This window comes from Psychrobacillus sp. Z16_25 (genome assembly GCF_056856695.1).
Map to the genome: position 1 here is coordinate 182921 of NZ_JBXEOV010000001.1, position 19095 is coordinate 202015.

The 19095-nt window shown below is 41.4% G+C and carries 14 protein-coding genes; all 14 read left to right on the forward strand.

Features of this window, described 5'->3' with window-relative positions; all coding sequences use genetic code 11:
* The first annotated feature begins 1 nt into the window (after position 1).
* A complete protein-coding gene (gene ribF / locus AC1VU3_RS00895; RefSeq protein ID WP_482982468.1) occupies positions 2-943 on the forward strand; it encodes a riboflavin biosynthesis protein RibF in 942 nt (313 codons plus the stop codon).
* Between the two features lie 132 nt (positions 944-1075).
* Complete coding sequence (gene rpsO / locus AC1VU3_RS00900) at positions 1076-1345, forward strand: 30S ribosomal protein S15 (protein WP_480388279.1); 270 nt, start codon at positions 1076-1078, stop codon at positions 1343-1345.
* 213 nt (positions 1346-1558) lie between these two features.
* Entirely contained in the window at positions 1559-3676 is a 2118-nt protein-coding gene (gene pnp, locus AC1VU3_RS00905) for a polyribonucleotide nucleotidyltransferase (RefSeq protein ID WP_482982469.1), read from the forward strand.
* A gap of 1095 nt (positions 3677-4771) precedes the next feature.
* The gene (locus AC1VU3_RS00910; RefSeq protein WP_482982470.1) at positions 4772-6007 is read left to right on the forward strand and encodes a M16 family metallopeptidase; all 1236 of its coding nucleotides are present in this window, start codon (positions 4772-4774) and stop codon (positions 6005-6007) included.
* Positions 6008-6172: 165 nt separating this feature from the next.
* Entirely contained in the window at positions 6173-6442 is a 270-nt protein-coding gene (locus tag AC1VU3_RS00915; protein ID WP_480388282.1) for a YlmC/YmxH family sporulation protein, read from the forward strand.
* Entirely contained in the window at positions 6439-7218 is a 780-nt protein-coding gene (locus AC1VU3_RS00920) for an NAD(P)-dependent oxidoreductase (protein ID WP_482982471.1), read from the forward strand. The genes AC1VU3_RS00915 and AC1VU3_RS00920 overlap by 4 nt, the downstream gene beginning before the upstream one ends.
* A gap of 13 nt (positions 7219-7231) precedes the next feature.
* Positions 7232-7816, forward strand: a complete 585-nt coding sequence (locus tag AC1VU3_RS00925; RefSeq protein WP_482982472.1) for a dipicolinate synthase subunit B — start codon at positions 7232-7234, stop codon at positions 7814-7816.
* An 87-nt stretch (positions 7817-7903) separates the two neighbouring features.
* Positions 7904-8950 (forward strand): aspartate-semialdehyde dehydrogenase, encoded by a 1047-nt coding sequence (locus AC1VU3_RS00930; protein WP_482982473.1) that lies wholly within the window; start codon positions 7904-7906, stop codon positions 8948-8950.
* A gap of 2 nt (positions 8951-8952) precedes the next feature.
* Positions 8953-9837 (forward strand): 4-hydroxy-tetrahydrodipicolinate synthase, encoded by an 885-nt coding sequence (gene dapA / locus AC1VU3_RS00935; protein WP_482982474.1) that lies wholly within the window; start codon positions 8953-8955, stop codon positions 9835-9837.
* Positions 9838-10028: 191 nt separating this feature from the next.
* Positions 10029-11696 carry a ribonuclease J gene (locus AC1VU3_RS00940; protein ID WP_480388287.1) on the forward strand — a complete coding sequence of 556 codons (1668 nt, stop codon included), beginning with the start codon at positions 10029-10031 and terminating at the stop codon, positions 11694-11696.
* 1274 nt (positions 11697-12970) lie between these two features.
* On the forward strand, positions 12971-15268 hold the full coding sequence (locus tag AC1VU3_RS00945; RefSeq protein WP_482982475.1) for an FtsK/SpoIIIE family DNA translocase: 2298 nt from the start codon (positions 12971-12973) through the stop codon (positions 15266-15268).
* Between the two features lie 207 nt (positions 15269-15475).
* Entirely contained in the window at positions 15476-16204 is a 729-nt protein-coding gene (locus AC1VU3_RS00950; RefSeq protein ID WP_480388289.1) for a GntR family transcriptional regulator, read from the forward strand.
* Between the two features lie 43 nt (positions 16205-16247).
* Entirely contained in the window at positions 16248-17327 is a 1080-nt protein-coding gene (locus AC1VU3_RS00955; protein WP_482982476.1) for a BMP family lipoprotein, read from the forward strand.
* A gap of 243 nt (positions 17328-17570) precedes the next feature.
* Positions 17571-19091 (forward strand): ABC transporter ATP-binding protein, encoded by a 1521-nt coding sequence (locus AC1VU3_RS00960; RefSeq protein WP_480388291.1) that lies wholly within the window; start codon positions 17571-17573, stop codon positions 19089-19091.
* The last annotated feature ends 4 nt before the right edge of the window (positions 19092-19095 follow it).

Consider the following 19095-nt stretch of genomic DNA (forward strand, 5'->3'; position numbering starts at 1 on the left):
TATGAAAGTCTATCATTTATCTTATCCTAATCATTTATATGAGGAAAATGAGGCATATTCGTTGGCAATCGGCTTTTTCGATGGTGTTCATAAGGGACATCGTGCAGTAATTCAGGAGGCGAAGGAGAAAGGGGAAGCGCTAGGCATCAAAACAGCGGTCATGACCTTTGATCCTCACCCTTCTATCGTATTAGGAGGTCGAAGAGAGGAAGTATTTTACATTACTCCTCTAGAACAGAAACTTGATATTCTAAAAGAGTTAGAAATAGACGCAGTATTTGTTGTACGCTTTACTTCAGATTTTGCCAAGCTTTCTCCTGCTCAGTTCATCCAGGCTTTTATTAAACAGGCAAATGTGAAGCATGTTACGGCAGGCTTTGATTTTACCTTCGGGTCCTTTGGAAAAGGCACGATGAAGGAAATGGAGGAGCTGTCTGATGGAGCCTATACGGTCTCTGTCGTAGGCAAGAAGGAGCAAGATGGCGATAAAATCAGCTCTACGAGAATACGAGCGGCTCTAAAGGCTGGAGAGATGGAAGAGGTCCAATCACTCCTCGGTAGACCTTTCATGGTGTCTGGTGTTATAGTGCATGGAGACAAAAGGGGAAGAACAATTCAATTTCCTACTGCAAACGTTCAGCCGAAAGAAGGACAATTCATTCCTGCCACCGGCGTATACGTGGTAAGGTTCTATGTCCAAGAAAAATGGTATGAGGGAGTATGTAATGTTGGCTACAAGCCTACTTTTACAGACCCAAATGAAAAAAAGCTTTCCATTGAAGTACATATCATTGATTTTGACCAAAATATCTACGGAGAAGAAGTTTCTATCCACTGGTATAAAAGGTTAAGAGAAGAGAAAAAGTTTAATGGGATTGAGGAGCTGAAGGCACAGCTGGTAAAGGATAAGGCTGCTGCTATTGCTTACTTTCAACAACACTAAAAGGTTGCTTCTCGTGACCTGATGTGCTATTCTTTATAAGTACAAATATGTATGAACCTTTCCTTGGCTTTTTCGATTCTCCAACGAATTGCTCAGGAAACGGGGATCATTAGAAACTAGGAGGAAACAAACATGGCAATTACACAAGAACGCAAAAACGAATTAATCGCTGAGTACAGAACTCACGAAAGCGATACAGGATCTGCAGAAATTCAAATCGCAATCCTTACTGAAGAGATCAACTCTTTAAACGAACATTTACGTACGCACAAGAAAGACCATCATTCACGTCGTGGTTTATTCAAAATGGTTGGACGTCGTCGTAACTTGTTAAAATACTTACGTGAAAATGATGTTCAACGTTACCGTGAGCTAATTGCAAAACTTGGTTTACGTCGATAAGCGAGACTTTAGAAAGCGGGATTTTTCCCGCTTTTTCTATTGGTATAATCCTTGTTGTTTTTTGGGAACAGTATATATAGAAATCATTTGCAGGTTTTAACAAAATATTTCGCATAGTTTCGTTATTTTTGATACACTACTTATGATACATATAACCTTTTATATGCCCTTTTATTTGAAGGAGTTTTAGAAGTTGAGAGGAGTACCAGGCAAATGAGTGAAAAGAAAGTATTTACGTATGAATGGGCTGGCCGTCCGCTACAAATAGAAGTCGGACAGCTTGCGAAGCAAGCAAATGGAGCAGTAATGGTAAGATACGGAGACACTAGCGTATTATCTGTTGCAACTGCTTCTAAACAGCCAAAAAATCTTGATTTCTTTCCATTGACAGTAAATTATGAAGAGAAATTATATGCAGTAGGGAAAATCCCTGGTGGATTTATCAAGCGTGAGGGTCGTCCTTCAGAGCGAGCTATTTTAACAAGCCGTCTAATTGACCGTCCAATCCGTCCACTTTTTCCGGATGGATTCCGTAACGAGGTACAAGTTATTTCTATCGTTATGTCCGTTGATCAAAACTGCTCATCCGAGATGGCGGCAATGCTTGGCTCATCTTTGGCATTATCTATTTCAGATATCCCATTTGATGGTCCAATCGCAGGCGTTCAAGTCGGTTTGATTGGTGACGAATTTATTATCAATCCAACAGTTGAACAAATGGAGAAAAGCACATTAGATCTTACTGTGGCAGGAACAAAAGATGCGATCAACATGGTGGAAGCTGGAGCGAAAGAAGTTTCAGAGGAAGTCGTGCTTGAGGCTATTATGTATGGACACGAGGAAATTAAAAAATTAATCGAGTTCCAAGAAAAAGTTGCTGCTGAGGTTGGTAAAGAGAAAAAGGATATTCCTTTATTCGAATTAGACAAAGACCTTTTTGAAGAGGTTCGCCAAATGTGCGAAACTCAATTGGTACAAGCTATCCAGGTGCAAGAGAAGCATGCACGTGAGGATGCAATTACGGTAGTAAAAGAAGAAGTAATTGCTCATTACACAGAAAAAGAAGCAGAAGAAGATACGTTAAAACAAGTTCGTGATATTCTAGATGCTTTAGTAAAAGCGGAAGTACGTCGTTTGATTACAGAGGAAAAAGTGCGTCCTGATGGTCGTGGCGTTGCAGAAATCCGCCCGCTTTCATCCGAAGTAGGAATCCTTCAACGTACACACGGCTCTGGTTTATTCACACGTGGTCAAACACAAGCATTAAGTATTTGTACATTAGGGCCACTAGGCGATGTGCAAATCATCGACGGCTTAGGCATTGAAGAATCCAAGCGTTTTATGCATCACTACAATTTCCCTCAATTCAGTGTAGGGGAAACTGGACCGATTCGTGCTCCAGGACGTCGTGAAATCGGACATGGTGCACTTGGAGAGCGTGCTTTAGAGGCTGTTATTCCAGACGAAAAGGATTTCCCATACACAATGCGTTTAGTAGCGGAAGTGTTAGAGTCTAACGGTTCTACTTCTCAAGCTAGTATCTGTGCATCCACTTTAGCGATGATGGATGCTGGGGTTCCAATTAAGGCGCCAGTAGCAGGTATTGCAATGGGGCTTGTGAAAAAAGGCGAGCACTACACAATTTTAACGGATATTCAAGGCATGGAAGACCATCTTGGAGATATGGACTTTAAAGTAGCAGGTACATCTAAAGGGATCACTGCACTTCAAATGGATATCAAAATTGATGGGCTATCTAAGCAAATCCTAGAGGAAGCATTAGAGCAAGCGAAAATTGGCCGTATGCAGATTTTAGAAAGCATGCTAGCTACAATCAGCGAGCCACGTGAACGCTTATCTAAATATGCTCCAAAAATCGCAATGATCAAAATCAACCCAGACAAAATCCGTGATGTTATCGGACCTGGTGGTAAGCAAATCAATAAAATCATTGATGAAACCGGCGTAAAAATCGATACAGAGCAGGACGGCACTATTTATATTGCTTCTGCAGATGAAGAGATGATTGCCCGTGCAAAACAAATCATTGAAGACATCGTTCGCGTAGCGCAAGTAGGCGAATACTACCTAGGAAAAGTAAAACGTATTGAAAAATTCGGTGCTTTCTTAGAAATCTTCAACGGCAAAGACGGTCTCCTACACATTTCCGAAATCCAAGAGGAACGTACGAAAAACGTAGAGGACGTCCTAAAAATCGGGGACGAGCTTTTGGTAAAAGTAATCGAAATCGACAACCAAGGTCGCGTCAACCTATCCCGCAAGGTAGTTCTCAAAGAAGAAAAAGAACGTGCCGAGCAAAAAGATCAATAAGCAACTGCCCGCAGCATTGGAGCTGCGGGTTTTTTGTTGGAAAACGCAGGGACTCTCCTATGGAGTATCAGCTGGACGAGGAAAGAGATGGGGGAAACTGGTTCTGCTTATTAAGATACCAGTAGAGCTACCGTATCGTGGGCTGGAACTGGAGTCACTACCGCACGATAGAAGTCTCGTATCGAGCGATAGAACCGCAGAATCGCGCGATAGCTAGAGCATCGCACGATAGAATGCCGGAATCGCTCGATAGGAAGTCACTACCGTTCGATAGAAGTCTCGTATCGCACGATAGCTAGAGCATCGCACGATAGCTAGAGCATCGCACGATAGAATGCCGTTATCGCTCGATAGGAAGTCACTACCGCACGATAGAAGTCTCGTACCGCGCGATAGAACCGCAGAATCGCGCGATAGCTAGAGCATCGCCCGATTAGAATACCGGAATCGCTCAATAGGAAGTCACTACCGCTCGATAGAAGTCTCGTACCGAGCGATAGCACCGCACTACCGCACGATAGCTAGAGCATCGCACGATAGAATGCCGGAATCGCTCGATAGGAAGTCACTACCGCACGATAGAAGTCTCGTACCGCGCGATAGCTAGAGCATCGCTCGATAGAATGCCGGAATCGCTCGATAGGAAGTCACTACCGCTCGATAGAAGTCTCGTACCGCGAGATAGAACCGCAGAATCGCGCGATATCTAGAGCATTGCACGATAGAATGCCGGAATCCTCGATAGGAAGTCACTACCGCTCGATAGAAGTCTCGTACCGAGCGATAGCACCGCAGAATCGCACGAGAGCTAGAGCATCGCACGATAGAATGCCGGAATCGCTCGATAGGAAGTCACTATCGCTCGATAGAAGTCTCGTATCGCGCGATAGAACCGCCGAACCGAGCACTAGCCCCCCAGAATCGCTCAGTAGCCACCTTAACCAAGCAATACCCCACTCCTTCTCTCCATCCCCGAGCTAATCTTTTCATTTTTTGGAACAGAAGCATTAAAATAAATAGGTAAATCCAAGCGAGTGAAAGCATATGGAGTTATGCTATGATAGGAAAATAGGAAAAGTAGATAGAGGTGTTAGATTGATACAAACAATTACTTGTCAAAATGGACTTCGTATTGTCCATGAAAAGATGCCACATATACGGTCGGTTGCAGTTGGGATTTGGGTAGAGGCCGGGTCAAGGTATGAGTTGCCAGAGGAAAATGGCCTTACGCACTTTATTGAGCATATGCTGTTTAAGGGCACGGAAACCCGTACGGCCAAACAAATTGCCGAGGAGTTTGACCGAATTGGTGGCAATATTAATGCCTTCACTTCGAAGGAGAACACTTGCTATTACGTGAAGGTGCTAGATCATCATGCGAAGTTAGCTGTAGAGATACTAGCGGATATGTTTTTTCATTCTCAGTTTGACGCAGAGGAAATGGAGAAGGAAAAGCAGGTCGTGCTAGAGGAAATTAAAATGGTGGAGGATACGCCGGACGATATTATTCACGAGTATCTTTGGGAGGAAATGTATAAGGGCGATCCACTAGGTCTTCCGATTCTTGGGACGGAGGAAACGCTTCACTCCTTTACGAAGGAGATGATCCTTTCTTACATGGAAAAGCATTATACACCGGAGAATGTCGTCATATCAGTGGCAGGGAATATACCGGACGGACTGCTCGGGTATATTCAGGAGTTGTTTGGTAGCTTTACAAGAAGAGGACAGCAAAAGACTGCTATTACGACACCGACTTTACAGCCTATTTATACAGAGGCGACTCGAGATACAGAGCAGGCGCATCTTTGCTTGGCTTACCCTGGTATCGGGGTTAAGGCAGACAATATTTATAGCCTAGTGGTGTTAAATAGTATACTCGGTGGGAATATGTCTTCCAGATTGTTTCAAGAGATACGAGAGGATAAAGGATTAGCGTACTCCATTTATTCTTATCATTCCTCCTATGATGACACAGGTGCATTAGTTATTTATGGGGCAACCTCTAGTAATCAATTAGAAGAGTTGCAGCAATGCATTCATCACTCCATTTCCTCCATATTAGAAAAAGGCTTTACTGCTATGGAAGTAACCAATGCAAAGGAGCAGCTTAAGGGCAATTTATTGCTAGGGCTGGAAAGCTCTAATTCTCGAATGAGTAGAAATGGGAAGAATGAGCTGGTATTTGGGAAGCACCGCACATTAGATGAAGTAAGTGACACGATAGATGAAGTAACATTTGATTCTGTCATGGAGCTTGCGAAGGAGATGTTCCAGCATAAGCCGGCGGTTTCGGTTATTTTACCAAAACATGAGGGAAGACCTGCATAAACGAATTTACCAAATAGGAGCACTTATGATTCAAAGCATGATTTGAATCATAGGTGCTTTCTTATTTTATTTGCTAATTAGGCAATAGTACGATTTCTATTTTATATTCACTTTGTCTTTGAAAATGGCATATACATAAGTAGAGATATTGAAGGAGGGAATAGATTGTTACTGACAGAGCTTGCGGAAAAGGAACTGATTAAGGTAAAGGACGGCTCAAGATACGGAAAGATGGCGGACACGGAATTAGTTTTCAATCCTGCCACAGGGAAGATTGAAGGGTTTGAGGTGTTTCAACGAACAGCTTCCTTTTTCCAGTCTAATAAAACAGCTAGAAAAGAATTCATTGCATGGGAAGAAATAATTCTGATTGGTAAGGATCGTATTCTTTTCAACGAGTCCGATACAGCAGGAGATTTGAGTGTGCATATATGAAGAAGATGGCGATTATAGGAACTGATAAGCGTCTCGTTACTTTACAAGAGGCAGTGGGAAAACATTTAGATGCATGCCTATTTTCCACCATGATTTGGTCAAGGGGGCTGCAAGAACAGCTAGAGGAGCTTCAGCCAGATATTATCTTTTTACCCATTCAGCAACTAAAAACTGAGACACCGATATATTTTCCTGAGTCTTGTAAAACTCTCTTTGTTGGGAAAAAGTATAAGGAAATCAAAGACGAATTAAACAAGGATGGCCGTCAGATACATTTTTATCTGGAGGATGAGGAATGGATTTGGGATAATGCCAACTTAACAGCAGAAGGATTTATTCATTATTTTTATTTAAATGAAAAGCAGGCTATCTACAATAAAGAATTCATCATTACTGGATATGGAAGGGTAGGAAAGAGGCTAGCCTTTGCACTTCATCATCTCGGTGCAAAAGTCATCATTTCGGTGCGCTCTGAGCATCAATTATATGAAGCAAAAAGCTATGGGTTTCAATTTGAGACACTTGACCGGTTGATGGAGAAGGGGGATCAGAGGGACACTTATCTTATTAACACGATTCCGTCAAGATGGCTTTCCAGCAATCAAGCACAAGTATTTCAAGCGGTATTCGATTTGGCGTCTAATCCGGGCTGTCTATTAGAAACAGAAAAAATCCCTCCTAACTATCATCTCACTACTAGTCTACCAGGTATGTATTTTCCAAAGGATGCAGGGCAGTTAATTGCCAGGGCTGTTTTAAAGCATCTGGCTCTTTAGAGGAGGAAACATTGTGTTAGAAGGTCTTCGTATTGGTCTTGGAATTACCGCTTCTCATTGTACGTATGAAGAAGTGATTCCGATGATCAAGCAATTTACGGATGTGGGTGCTACGGTAGTGCCTATCATCACGTACTCAGTATTAACCGCTGCCACAAGATTTGGAACAGGTGAGGAATGGGTGGAGAAAATAGAGGAGGCTAGTGGCAGCAAAGTAGTATCCTCTATTGTGGAGGCTGAGCCATTCGGTCCCTCCAACCCACTCGACTGTATGGTGATCGCTCCAATGACGGGAAATTCCATTAGCAAGCTGGCGAATGCGCAAACCGATTCCCCTGTTTTAATGGCAGCAAAAGCAACATTGCGTAACGGAAAACCGGTAGTCATCGGTATCTCTACAAACGATGCGCTAGGATTAAATGGAATGAATATTATGAAGCTGCTATCCACGAAAAACATTTACTTTATCCCTTTTGGGCAAGACAATCCGTATAACAAGCCAAACTCATTAATCGCAGACTTTTCGCAGCTTCGTGCTACAGTTGAACAAGCAATTCAACAAAAACAGCTACAGCCTCTTTTAATTAGCTACAAGTAATAAATATTAAATAGTGTGTATTTTCATGTAATTGTATGTTACAATATCGCCAATATGTGTTAATTAGAGAGAGAGGAGAACTGTAGTATGTCCCAAAAATATACAACTGCTGTAGTTGGAGCAACAGGTGCTGTTGGTCAAAAGATTATCGAAAAACTTGTGGAAAGAAATTTTCCCTATGGAGAATTAAAGCTATTAGCTTCTAAGAATTCCGCAGGTAAGCAAATAGACATTAATGGGGTAACCTATACAATAGAAGAAGCAGTACCAGAAGCATTTGAGGGTGTAAATATTGCATTTTTCTCCGCAGGGGGAGCTATTTCCAAAGCGTTAGCAAAGGAAGCGAGCAGCAGGGGGGCTGTGGTGATTGATAATACAAGCGCCTTCCGTATGGATCCAGATGTTCCATTAGTGGTGCCTGAGGTAAACAAACATGCACTGCATGAGCATAATGGGATTATCGCAAACCCTAATTGCTCTACCATCCAAATGGTGTGTGCACTTGAACCAATTAGACAAACAGTTGGGTTAAATAAAGTCATTGTCTCCACCTATCAAGCAGTATCTGGTGCAGGAGCAGCTGCGATTCAGGAACTTACACAACAAAGTGAAAAGATAGCAGAGAAGAATCCGATTCCTGAGATTTTGCCAGTTAAGAGTGCAGAGATGCATTACCCAATCGCTGGAAATGTCATCCCGCAAATTGATGTATTTACGGATGATGGCTTTACGTTTGAAGAGCATAAAATGATGAACGAGACGAAAAAAATAATGACCTTACCAAATCTTGAGATTGCAGCAACCTGTGTGCGAGTCCCTGTTATCACTGGTCACTCGGAATCTGTTTATATTGAAATAGATAAAGAGGGTGTTACAGTCGCTGAGATGAAACAGCTTCTTTCAACAGCTCCAGGAGTGACGGTACAGGATTCGCCAGCAAAGCAAGAATATCCAATGCCGTTTTTTGTAGAGGACGAGGATGATGTGTTTGTGGGGCGTATTCGGAAGGATCTTTCAAATGATCGAGGCTTCCATATGTGGATTGTTTCAGACAATCTACTGAAGGGAGCGGCACTTAACTCTATCCAAATTGCAGAGGCAATGATAGAGGAAGGTTTACTAAAAGAGGTGTAAGCATGAATATTGGTAAAATTTCCACAGCTATGGTAACTCCCTTTTCTGCTAATGGGAGCATTGATTTCGAAGCAACAGAACAACTGATTGAACACCTATTAAGCACTGGCTCTGATTCTCTCGTAGTAAGTGGTACTACAGGAGAATCTCCAACTCTCTCTACGGCAGAAAAACTTCAGCTCATCAAATTCGTCGTGGAAAAAGTAAAGAACCGAGTTCCAGTAATCGCAGGAACGGGGAGCAATAACACAGCAGCTACTATCGAGCTATCAAAGAAAGCAGAGGCTCTTGGGGTAGATGCCTTAATGATTGTGATCCCTTATTATAATAAGCCAAACCAGCGAGGGATGATTGCTCATTTCACTGCTGTTGCAGAGGCTACCACGTTACCTATAGTTGTCTATAATATACCTGGTCGGTCTGTCGTAAACTTGGAAGCCGAATCCATGATTGAGTTAAGCAAAATTCCTTCTATTCAAATTGCCAAGGAAGCTAGTGGCAATCTGGATCAGATGACAAAGATTCTAGCCGAAACTAGAGAGGACTTCCTCGTCTATAGCGGGGATGACGGCTTAACTCTCCCTCTATTGGCTATTGGAGGAGCAGGTGTAATCTCGGTTGCGTCACATGTCATCGGGGAGGATATGCAACAGATGATTCAGGCCTTTGAAGCAGGCGAGCATCAGAAGGCTGCAACGATTCACCAACGCACGCTTTCGGTTATCAAAGCGTTATTCAAGCATCCAAATCCAGTAGTAGTGAAATATGCACTTTCCAAGGTTGGCCTCGAAGTCGGCCCATTAAGACTACCATTAGTTGATATGACTCCTACGGAAAAAGAAGAATTTGATGCTATCTGGGAGCAATATCTTCAATTAAAGAAATAAAGTGGAGAAAGTTATTCTGCGACTAGAAAGTGTAGCCCGAGTCGTCACGCCGACTAGGGCTGCACTCTTTCTTTATACATAGCGAACTTAAAATTCCATCGTTCAACTAATTTTATTTGTATGAATCGTATGCGTACATTATAATGAAAATTAGTGGATGTTGGTCGGGTTAACAATTAGGAGGAAAACAATTGGTTAAAGTAAAAAATGAAACAATTCGTATTATCCCGCTCGGTGGCGTGGGGGAAATAGGAAAAGCAATGTATGTAGTGGAGATAGACGATGAAATCTTTGTCGTGGATAGTGGACTTATGTTCCCTGAAAATGAAATGCTGGGCATAGATATCGTCATCCCTGAGGTAACTTATTTAGAGGAAAACAAGGACCGAGTAAAGGGAATCTTTTTGACGCATGGACACGAAGATGCAATCGGCTCTATCGCTTACCTTTTACAGAAAATTCAAGCGCCTGTTTATGGTTCTAAGCTGACGATTGCTTTAGCAAAAACGCATTTGAAAGCAATGCCTACAAAGCATTCGGTAAAATATTTTGAAGTAACAAATAAAAGCAGAATGAACTTCCAAAACACCCATGTGACATTCTTCCATACAACGCATAGCATTCCTGATTCTTTGGGAATCGTTTTCCATACATCAGAAGGTGCGATCGTTCATACGGGAGAATTTAAATTCGATCAGTCGGCGAAGGGGAAATATCGTCCAGACATCGCAAAAATAGCAGGGCTTGGTGAAGAGGGTGTATTTATCCTTCTCTCTGATTCTACGGAAGCTGAAAGACCAGGGCACACAACTTCAGAAGCAGTTATCGAAAACCAGTTATCAGAAACATTCCACGCTGCTAAAGGTCGTATCCTTGTATCTTTATATGCTTCAAACTTTATTCGTATTCAGCAGGTGTTGGATAAAGCAGCCGAAACAGGAAAAAAAGTCGCAATCGTTGGAAAAAGTCTAGAAAACATCTTTGCAATCGGGCTTGATCTAGGGTATTTTACCGTGGAAGAGGATACAATTATTTCCGTCAAGGAAATATCCAAGTATGAGGATCATGAAATAGTAGTGATTGTATCTGGTAATCAAGGAGAGCCATTAGAGGCTTTAGAGAAGATGGTACGCAAGCATCATAAGGATATCAAAATTAAAGATACAGATACTGTTTTAATTACATTTACACCATCTCCAGGCATGGAGGTTGGAATGTTCCAAACGATGAATCAAATCGCAAAAGCTGGTGCCAAGGTGCTAACCTCTAGCAAAAATGTCCACGTTTCTGGGCACGGAAGCCAAGAGGATCTAAAAATGATGTTAAACCTGACAAGACCAAGATATTTCATCCCAATCCAAGGGGAATATCGTATGCTAATGGCACACTCCAAGCTGGCACAAGACCTAGGTATGTCCAAATCCGAGATTTTCATTGCGGATAAAGGAGACATCGTAGAGTGGAAAAACGGCAAAATGCGAATGAGCGGTCGTGTACAAGCAGGCAATATTTTAATAGATGGAATCGGGGTAGGGGATGTAGGAAACATCGTTCTTCGTGACCGTAAGCTCCTTTCGCAGGATGGTATCTTTATCGTGGTCGTGACACTAAACAGAGCACAGAAGAAAATTGCCTCTGGTCCCGAAATCCTGTCTCGCGGTTTCGTTTACGTAAGAGAATCCGAGGAATTAATGGACGAATCTTCCAAACTAGTACGAAACATTGTGGAAAAATACGTAAATAAGGAAACGTTCGAATGGACAAACATCAAGCAAGAAATCCGTGACACGTTAAATTCTTATTTATACCAAAAAACCAAACGACGTCCAATGATCATTCCAATTATTATGGAATACTAAAAATAAGTATTAAAGGATTTCCTTTCGCTGGCGGGAGGAAATCCTTTTTACATTCTACCGAAATGAAGTAAATGATAAGAAGTTGTCTGCGGAATCACTTGTGAATTTAGTTGCACTTGCTACCGATTGAGTTGCAAAACGAGGTTGCGAGATTCCGAGCACTTTCTTAGATAAGACAACCTGTAAATTTATTTATTTTACCCAGTAGTAGGAGTACCTAATAGTAATTCTCATTGGTGAAAATAATATCAAGATTATTTTCGTCACTAAGTGATAAAATAGGGATAAATAGGAAATACTTGTATCAAATATAAATCTCTAGATTATCTGGTATGCCCCATATCTATTAGGTTGTGCCATATTTACCATGACCAGAATCGTTCGTTTCGATAAAATGGAATAAGGTGCTCTTTTTAACATAAGAATCGAGAGTAAAATTGCTCTATCTGAGAGTAACTACCGGTCGAACGAGAGTAACTGAGCTGAATGAGAGTAAATTGTGGTTGAACGAGAGTAACGGTGAGCCATCCGAGAATAAATCGTAGCCGAACGAGAGTAACGGCGAGCTATCCGAGAGTAAGGTATAGCTGGATATCGAACCGAGAGTAAAGGTTCCATGAGTGAGAATAAACCTTTTCTAAGTGAGAGTAAAGAAAAGGCCACCGCGAAAACAGCACCTTGCCGAATACCATGTGGACCTGGCCATGCTCTTCCACCATTTTGAATGAGAGTAAAGTCAGGCTATCCGAGAGTAACTACCGGTCGAACGAGAGTAAATCAGCTAAACGAGAATAACTTCTGCTTATCCGAGAGTAACGTTGCACCGACCGAGAATAAATGGCAGTCGAACGAGAGTAACTGCAAGCTAGCCGAGAGTAAAGCTTAGTCGGATATCGAACTGAGAATAAAATTGCTCTATCCGAGAGTAACTACCGGTCGAACGAGAGTAACTGAGCTGAACGAGAGTAAATCTCGCTTATCCGAGAGTAACGGTGAGCCGACCGAGAATAAATGGCGGTTGACCGAGAGTAACGACGAGCTATCCGAGAGTAAAGCTTAGTGGGATATCGAACTTAGAATAAAATTGCTCTATCTGAGAGTAAATCTCCATCGAACGAGAGTAAGTCAGCTGAACGAGAGTAAACCCCGCTTATCCGAGAGTAACGACTAGTGGGATATCCAACAGAGAGTAACTCCCGATTAAAGGCGAAAAAATCCCGCTTATCTGGGAGACTATAAATCGTTTACATAATAAGAAGAAGTAGGTGAGGCAAATGGCCAAAAAGAAAAAGAAGAAACAATCAAAGAAGAAATCGAAAAAGGGTCTTCATCCTTTGATGTATGAAATTATCGGTCTGCTAATTATTGTAATAGCGATCATTTCCTTTTTTGAATATGGATTAGTAGGACAGGCATTTGCATATGTCGGCTATTTTCTATTTGGAAATTGGCATATTGCGATTCCGCTATTAATGATAGCTTATGCGCTTATTGTCATGATTAACCAAACCTTTCCGAAGTGGAATAATCGACTCCTTTTAGGAAGTGGCTTTATTCTGGGGAGCTTGCTGCTGTTTAGCCATCTGGCGTTATTTGAGCAGTTATTTCAAGGAAATGGGTTAGTTACCAATTCGGTGCTGCGAGAAAGCTATCGTGTGCTGGTGGACAGCGGCGGTATTACGAATCAGACAAGCTCTTTAGGGGGCGGAATGGTAGGGGCAATTCTGTTTGCGGCGTTTCATGTTTTATTTGATGCGTCCGGAACCAAGGTTATTAGCTGGTTTCTGCTGTTCATCGGTATCTTGCTGATTACGGGAAAGGCGTTAGTTCCTTTCTTAGTGGAGAAGTATCCAAAATTGCTAGAGGAAATAAAACAGTTATTTACACGTGAAAAACGAGTGAAGCCTGAAAAAGCGGACGTGAAGGAATCCAGAAGAGCATCAAGACGTAGTAAACGAGAGGCTATTCAAGAAGAAGCGGTGACTGCCCTAGAGCCAACTAATTCAGTAGAGCAAGTGGTGGAGCAGGAGCCTGAATCTCCAATTATCTCTGCATTCACGGAGCGAATCTCGAAAAAAGAAGAGGAAGAAGTCCATGCAGAGCCATTACATATCCCCATGGATCAAGAAGCAGTGGAAAACGTTGATTACCAATTGCCGAGCATCAATTTGTTGGATGCTCCCACACATAATGATCAAAGTGGAGAATTAAATGCCATCCAAGCGAATGCGAAAAAGCTAGAACAAACCTTCTTGAGTTTTGGCGTTAAGGCAAAGGTGACACAGGTTCACCTAGGCCCGGCTGTAACGAAGTACGAGGTGCTTCCGGATGTAGGGGTAAAGGTAAGTAGAATTGTGAGCTTGCACGATGACTTGGCTTTAGCACTTGCAGCTCGGGACATTCGAATTGAAGCCCCGATTCCTGGTAAGTCGGCTGTTGGTATTGAGGTACCTAACAAAGAGGTGGCAGTTGTTAGTTTACGTGAAGTATTAGAATCAAAGGAAAATAATAAGCCGAATAAAAAGCTGCTGATTGGATTTGGACGAGATGTTACCGGTCAAGCAGTATTAGCCGAGCTTAACAAAATGCCCCATCTATTAGTTGCCGGTTCTACTGGTAGTGGGAAAAGTGTGTGCATCAATGGGATAATTACAAGCATTATGATGCGTGCAAAGCCACATGAAGTAAAAATGATGATGATTGACCCGAAAATGGTAGAGCTTAATGTGTATAATGGTATCCCACATTTGCTTGCTCCTGTAGTGACGGATCCACGTAAGGCCTCTCAGGCGCTAAAAAAGATTGTGTCTGAAATGGAAAGAAGATATGATCTTTTCTCCCATACAGGTACCCGTAACATCCAAGGTTATAATGAGCATATTGAAAAATGGAATGAAGAAAATGAAGAAAAGCATCCGAAGCTTCCATTTATCGTAGTAATCGTGGATGAGCTTGCAGACTTGATGATGGTAGCCTCTAGTGACGTGGAGGATTCTATCACGAGAATTGCGCAAATGGCACGTGCAGCAGGTATCCATCTAATTATTGCGACACAAAGACCAAGTGTAGATGTTATTACGGGAATTATTAAAGCAAATATCCCATCTCGAATATCTTTTGCTGTCTCCTCTGCCGTTGACTCCAGAACGATTCTGGACATGGGCGGGGCAGAAAAGCTGCTTGGTAGAGGAGATATGTTGTTCCTTCCAGCCGGAAGCTCCAAGCCGGTTAGGGTGCAAGGAGCATATCTCTCAGATGCAGAGGTAGAACGCGTCGTAGACTTTGTCATTGAACAGCAGAAGGCCAATTATCAAGAAGAAATGATACCTGATGAGGTAGAGGAAGCTCAAGGGAATATAGATGTAGATGATCTTTTTGATGATGCGGTACAGCTCGTGACAGAGATGCAGACAGCTTCTGTTTCTATGCTGCAACGTAGGTTCCGCATTGGCTATTCTAGAGCTGCGCGAATTATTGATCAGCTCGAGCTGGCTGGAATAGTAGGACCTTATGAGGGAAGCAAACCGAGGCAGGTACTTACAGCTAGACATGACTTGAACCAAGACACCTAATAATGCCACCACATTAACTATATAATGTGACATATTAATTATATATTATGTCTAATATATTACATTCTCTTAAAATTTGTGTGAAATAATTTAATATATTCTAAAATAAAGTATTTATTTCTAACATTAAAAGTGATATAGTATGACTGATTAGTAGGAAAGTTTTACATCTGAGGTCTGACCTCTTCGTAATGGTGGTGTTTTAAAATGACAATTAAATTAGACCATCGGCATTTATATCTCCAAGTGATTGATCATATCAAACAAGATATTGAATTAGGAAAATATAAGGAGAAGGAAAAGCTTCCTTCCGAATTTGACCTTGCAAAGTCACTTGGAGTTAGTCGTGCGACATTAAGAGAAGCTCTTCGCGTACTAGAGGAAGACAATGTGATTGTGAGAAGACACGGTGTAGGTACTTTTGTAAATACAAAGCCTGTATTTTCATCGGGAATCGAACAACTTACAAGTATTTCCTCTATGATTCGAAATGCAGGGATGGAGCCTGGGACTATTTATTTAAGTTCCATGCAAGTAGCAGCGTGTGAAGAGGATATTAAGCGTTTTCATTGTACGGAGGATGTGGATATCATCTCCATGGAGCGTGTTCGAACAGCAAATGGGGAACCGCTTGTGTACTGTGTAGACAAGGTTCCGAAAATATATTTGCCGGAAGATTTCTTAACTCGTGAAGAAGGCTCTATTTTTAATACTTTAGAAGAATCGGGAGACATTCGTATATCGCATGCGGTAGCCTATATTGATCCAGTGGGATATCATGAGGTTGCTTCACCGATACTTAATTGTGAGCCTGAGACTTCACTGCTAATTTTAAAACAACTTCATTACGATGAGATGGATCGAGTTGTACTATATTCGAAAAACTTTTTTCGGGCTGACAAGTTTAACTTTCATGTAGTGCGCAAAAGAGTGTAGTAGTGTTCCTGCTAAGAAGAGAAAAATTATGGGGGTTTTCAAGTTGACAAAACGCAAATATGGTTTAGGTTTATCACTTGTTTTAGCTGCAGGTACTATCCTAGGAGCTTGTGGGACAAACGATGAGGATGCTAAAACAGATGAAGGCACTGGCACTGGTTCTGGTAAAGAAGCAGCAGACATTTCTATCGCAATGGTAACAGACGTTGGTGGAATAGATGACAAATCTTTCAACCAATTAGCTTGGGAAGGTATTGAAGCATTTGGGGAAGAATATGGTCTATCAAAAGGTGATGGTGGCTACGACTACCTTCAGTCTAACTCAAACGCTGATTTCAATAACAATTTAAATAACTTAATTCGCCGTGACTTTGATATTGTTTACGGAATTGGAATGTTATTGGAAGAACCAATCAAAACTATTGCTGAGCAACAACCTGACGCTCAATTAGCAATCATTGACGCTGTTGTAGATGCTCCAAACGTTGCATCAGTAATGTTTAAAGAGCATGAAGGTTCATTCCTAGCAGGTGTTGCTGCTGCTCTAATGACTGAAACTGATAAAGTTGGTTTTGTTGGCGGTATGGAAATTGAAGTAATTGAGCGCTTCGAAGCAGGATTCATTGAAGGTGTTAAAGCAGTAGACCCTAATATTAAAGTAGACGTTCAATATACTGGTAAATTTGATGACGCTGCACTTGGTAAAACAACTGCAAACCGTATGTATTCTTCAGGAGTAGACATTATCTTCCACGCAGCTGGTGGTACTGGTAACGGAGTATTTGCTGAAGCAAAAGAACGTAAAACTAAAGACGCTAATGCAAACGTATGGGTAATCGGAGTTGACTCTGACCAATATGAAGAGGGCGCTGTAGGTGACACTAACGTCACTCTAACTTCTATGCAAAAACGTGTAGATGTAGCTGTACAAAACATTGCGAAAGAAACAATGGAAGGAAACTTCCCAGGTGGAACTACAACTACTTATGGTTTAGCTGAAGGTGGAGTTGTACTTGCTGATTCTCGCGGGGCTATCCCACAAGAAGTTCTTGATCAAGTAAACGAGTTCGCTGACAAAATTATCGCTGGCGACATCGTTGTTCCTGAAACAGTAGAAAAATAAGTTTCTTTTTGTCATAAAGACCGAGTCATTCGGTCTTTATGATATTTTAAATTAATAGAAGAAAGATTTTAAATATTTCCTCTGATTGATTTCCGTCAGTTTAGTAGTTTCGAATACTTATAATTTTAAAGAGTGATAGACAGATAGACATAACCGTTTCTACCACTAGGTACGGAAACAGCATGGTAAATGATAAAGTCTTTCCTGTATTAATTTAGCTTGAGTAAAGTAAGGAGTGAAACCATGGAGTATGTAATAGAGATGCTTGGCATTCGAAAGGAATTTGGTTCCTTTGTTGCAAATGATAATATTACCCTGCAACTTAAAAAAGGAGAAATCCATGCTCTTCTAGGAGAGAATGGTGCAGGTAAATCTACTTTAATGAACGTTCTATTTGGTCTTTACCAACCAGAGGCCGGTGAAATTAAGGTAAATGGTAAATCAGTAAAAATAACGGACCCGAACGTAGCGAACGATCTAGGTATAGGAATGGTTCATCAGCATTTTATGCTTGTTGAGAACTTTACCGTAACAGAAAATATCATTCTAGGTAGTGAGCCTACTAAACTAGGAACGATTAATATTAAGGATTCTGCAAAAAAGATTGCGGAACTTTCTGAGACGTACGGTCTGAATGTTGATCCATATGCGAAAATAGAAGATATTTCTGTAGGAATGCAGCAACGTGTTGAAATTTTGAAAACGCTTTATCGTGGTGCTGACATCTTGATTTTTGACGAGCCAACAGCTTCCTTAACTCCGCAAGAAATTAGTGAGCTGATTCAGATTATGAAGCGCTTAATAAAAGAAGGAAAGTCTATTATTCTTATTACCCATAAGCTGAAAGAGATTATGGATGTATCTGATCGTGTGACGATTATTCGAAAAGGAAAAGGAATCGGTACTGTCATTACTGCAGAAACGAATCCAAATGAGCTAGCTTCTTTAATGGTAGGACGTCAGGTAGAGTTCAAAACGGTTAAAGGGGAAGCGAAGCCAAAGCAAGAAGCGTTGGTTGTAAAGGATTTAGTAGTTACCGATTTCCGTGGAGTAGAAAAAGTAAAAGGCTTGAATTTATCTGTTCGTAAAGGAGAAATCCTTGGTATTGCAGGTATCGATGGAAACGGTCAAAGTGAGCTGATAGAAGCGATCACTGGTCTACGTAAAGTGAAGAGTGGAACAGTTTCCTTGAATGGGAAAGACATCACGAACAAAAAGCCACGTAAGATTACGGAGGCTGGAATTGGGCATATTCCACAGGATCGTCATAAGCATGGTCTTGTTCTTGATTTCCCAATTGGTCATAATATTGCACTTCAAACTTATTATCAAGAGCCTATTTCGAAAAAAGGGTTTATGAATTATAACAAAGTTTCAGAGCTTGCTCAAAAAGTGATAAAAGACTACGACGTACGAACTCAAGGAGAACATACACCTGCTCGTGCATTATCTGGTGGTAACCAACAAAAGGCTATCATTGGGCGTGAAGTAGAGCGTGATCCAGATTTACTTATTGCAGCATTGCCTACTCGTGGACTAGATGTTGGGGCTATCGAATTTATTCACCATCGTTTGATTGAGCAACGAGATAAAGGAAAAGCGGTATTACTACTATCCTTTGAGCTTGATGAAGTAATGAATGTTTCAGATAGAATTGCAGTTATATATGATGGCCAGATTGTAGACACATTATATCCGAAGGAAACAACAGAGCAAGAGCTCGGATTATTAATGGCTGGTCAAAATAAGAGAGAGAAGAAATAGGGGG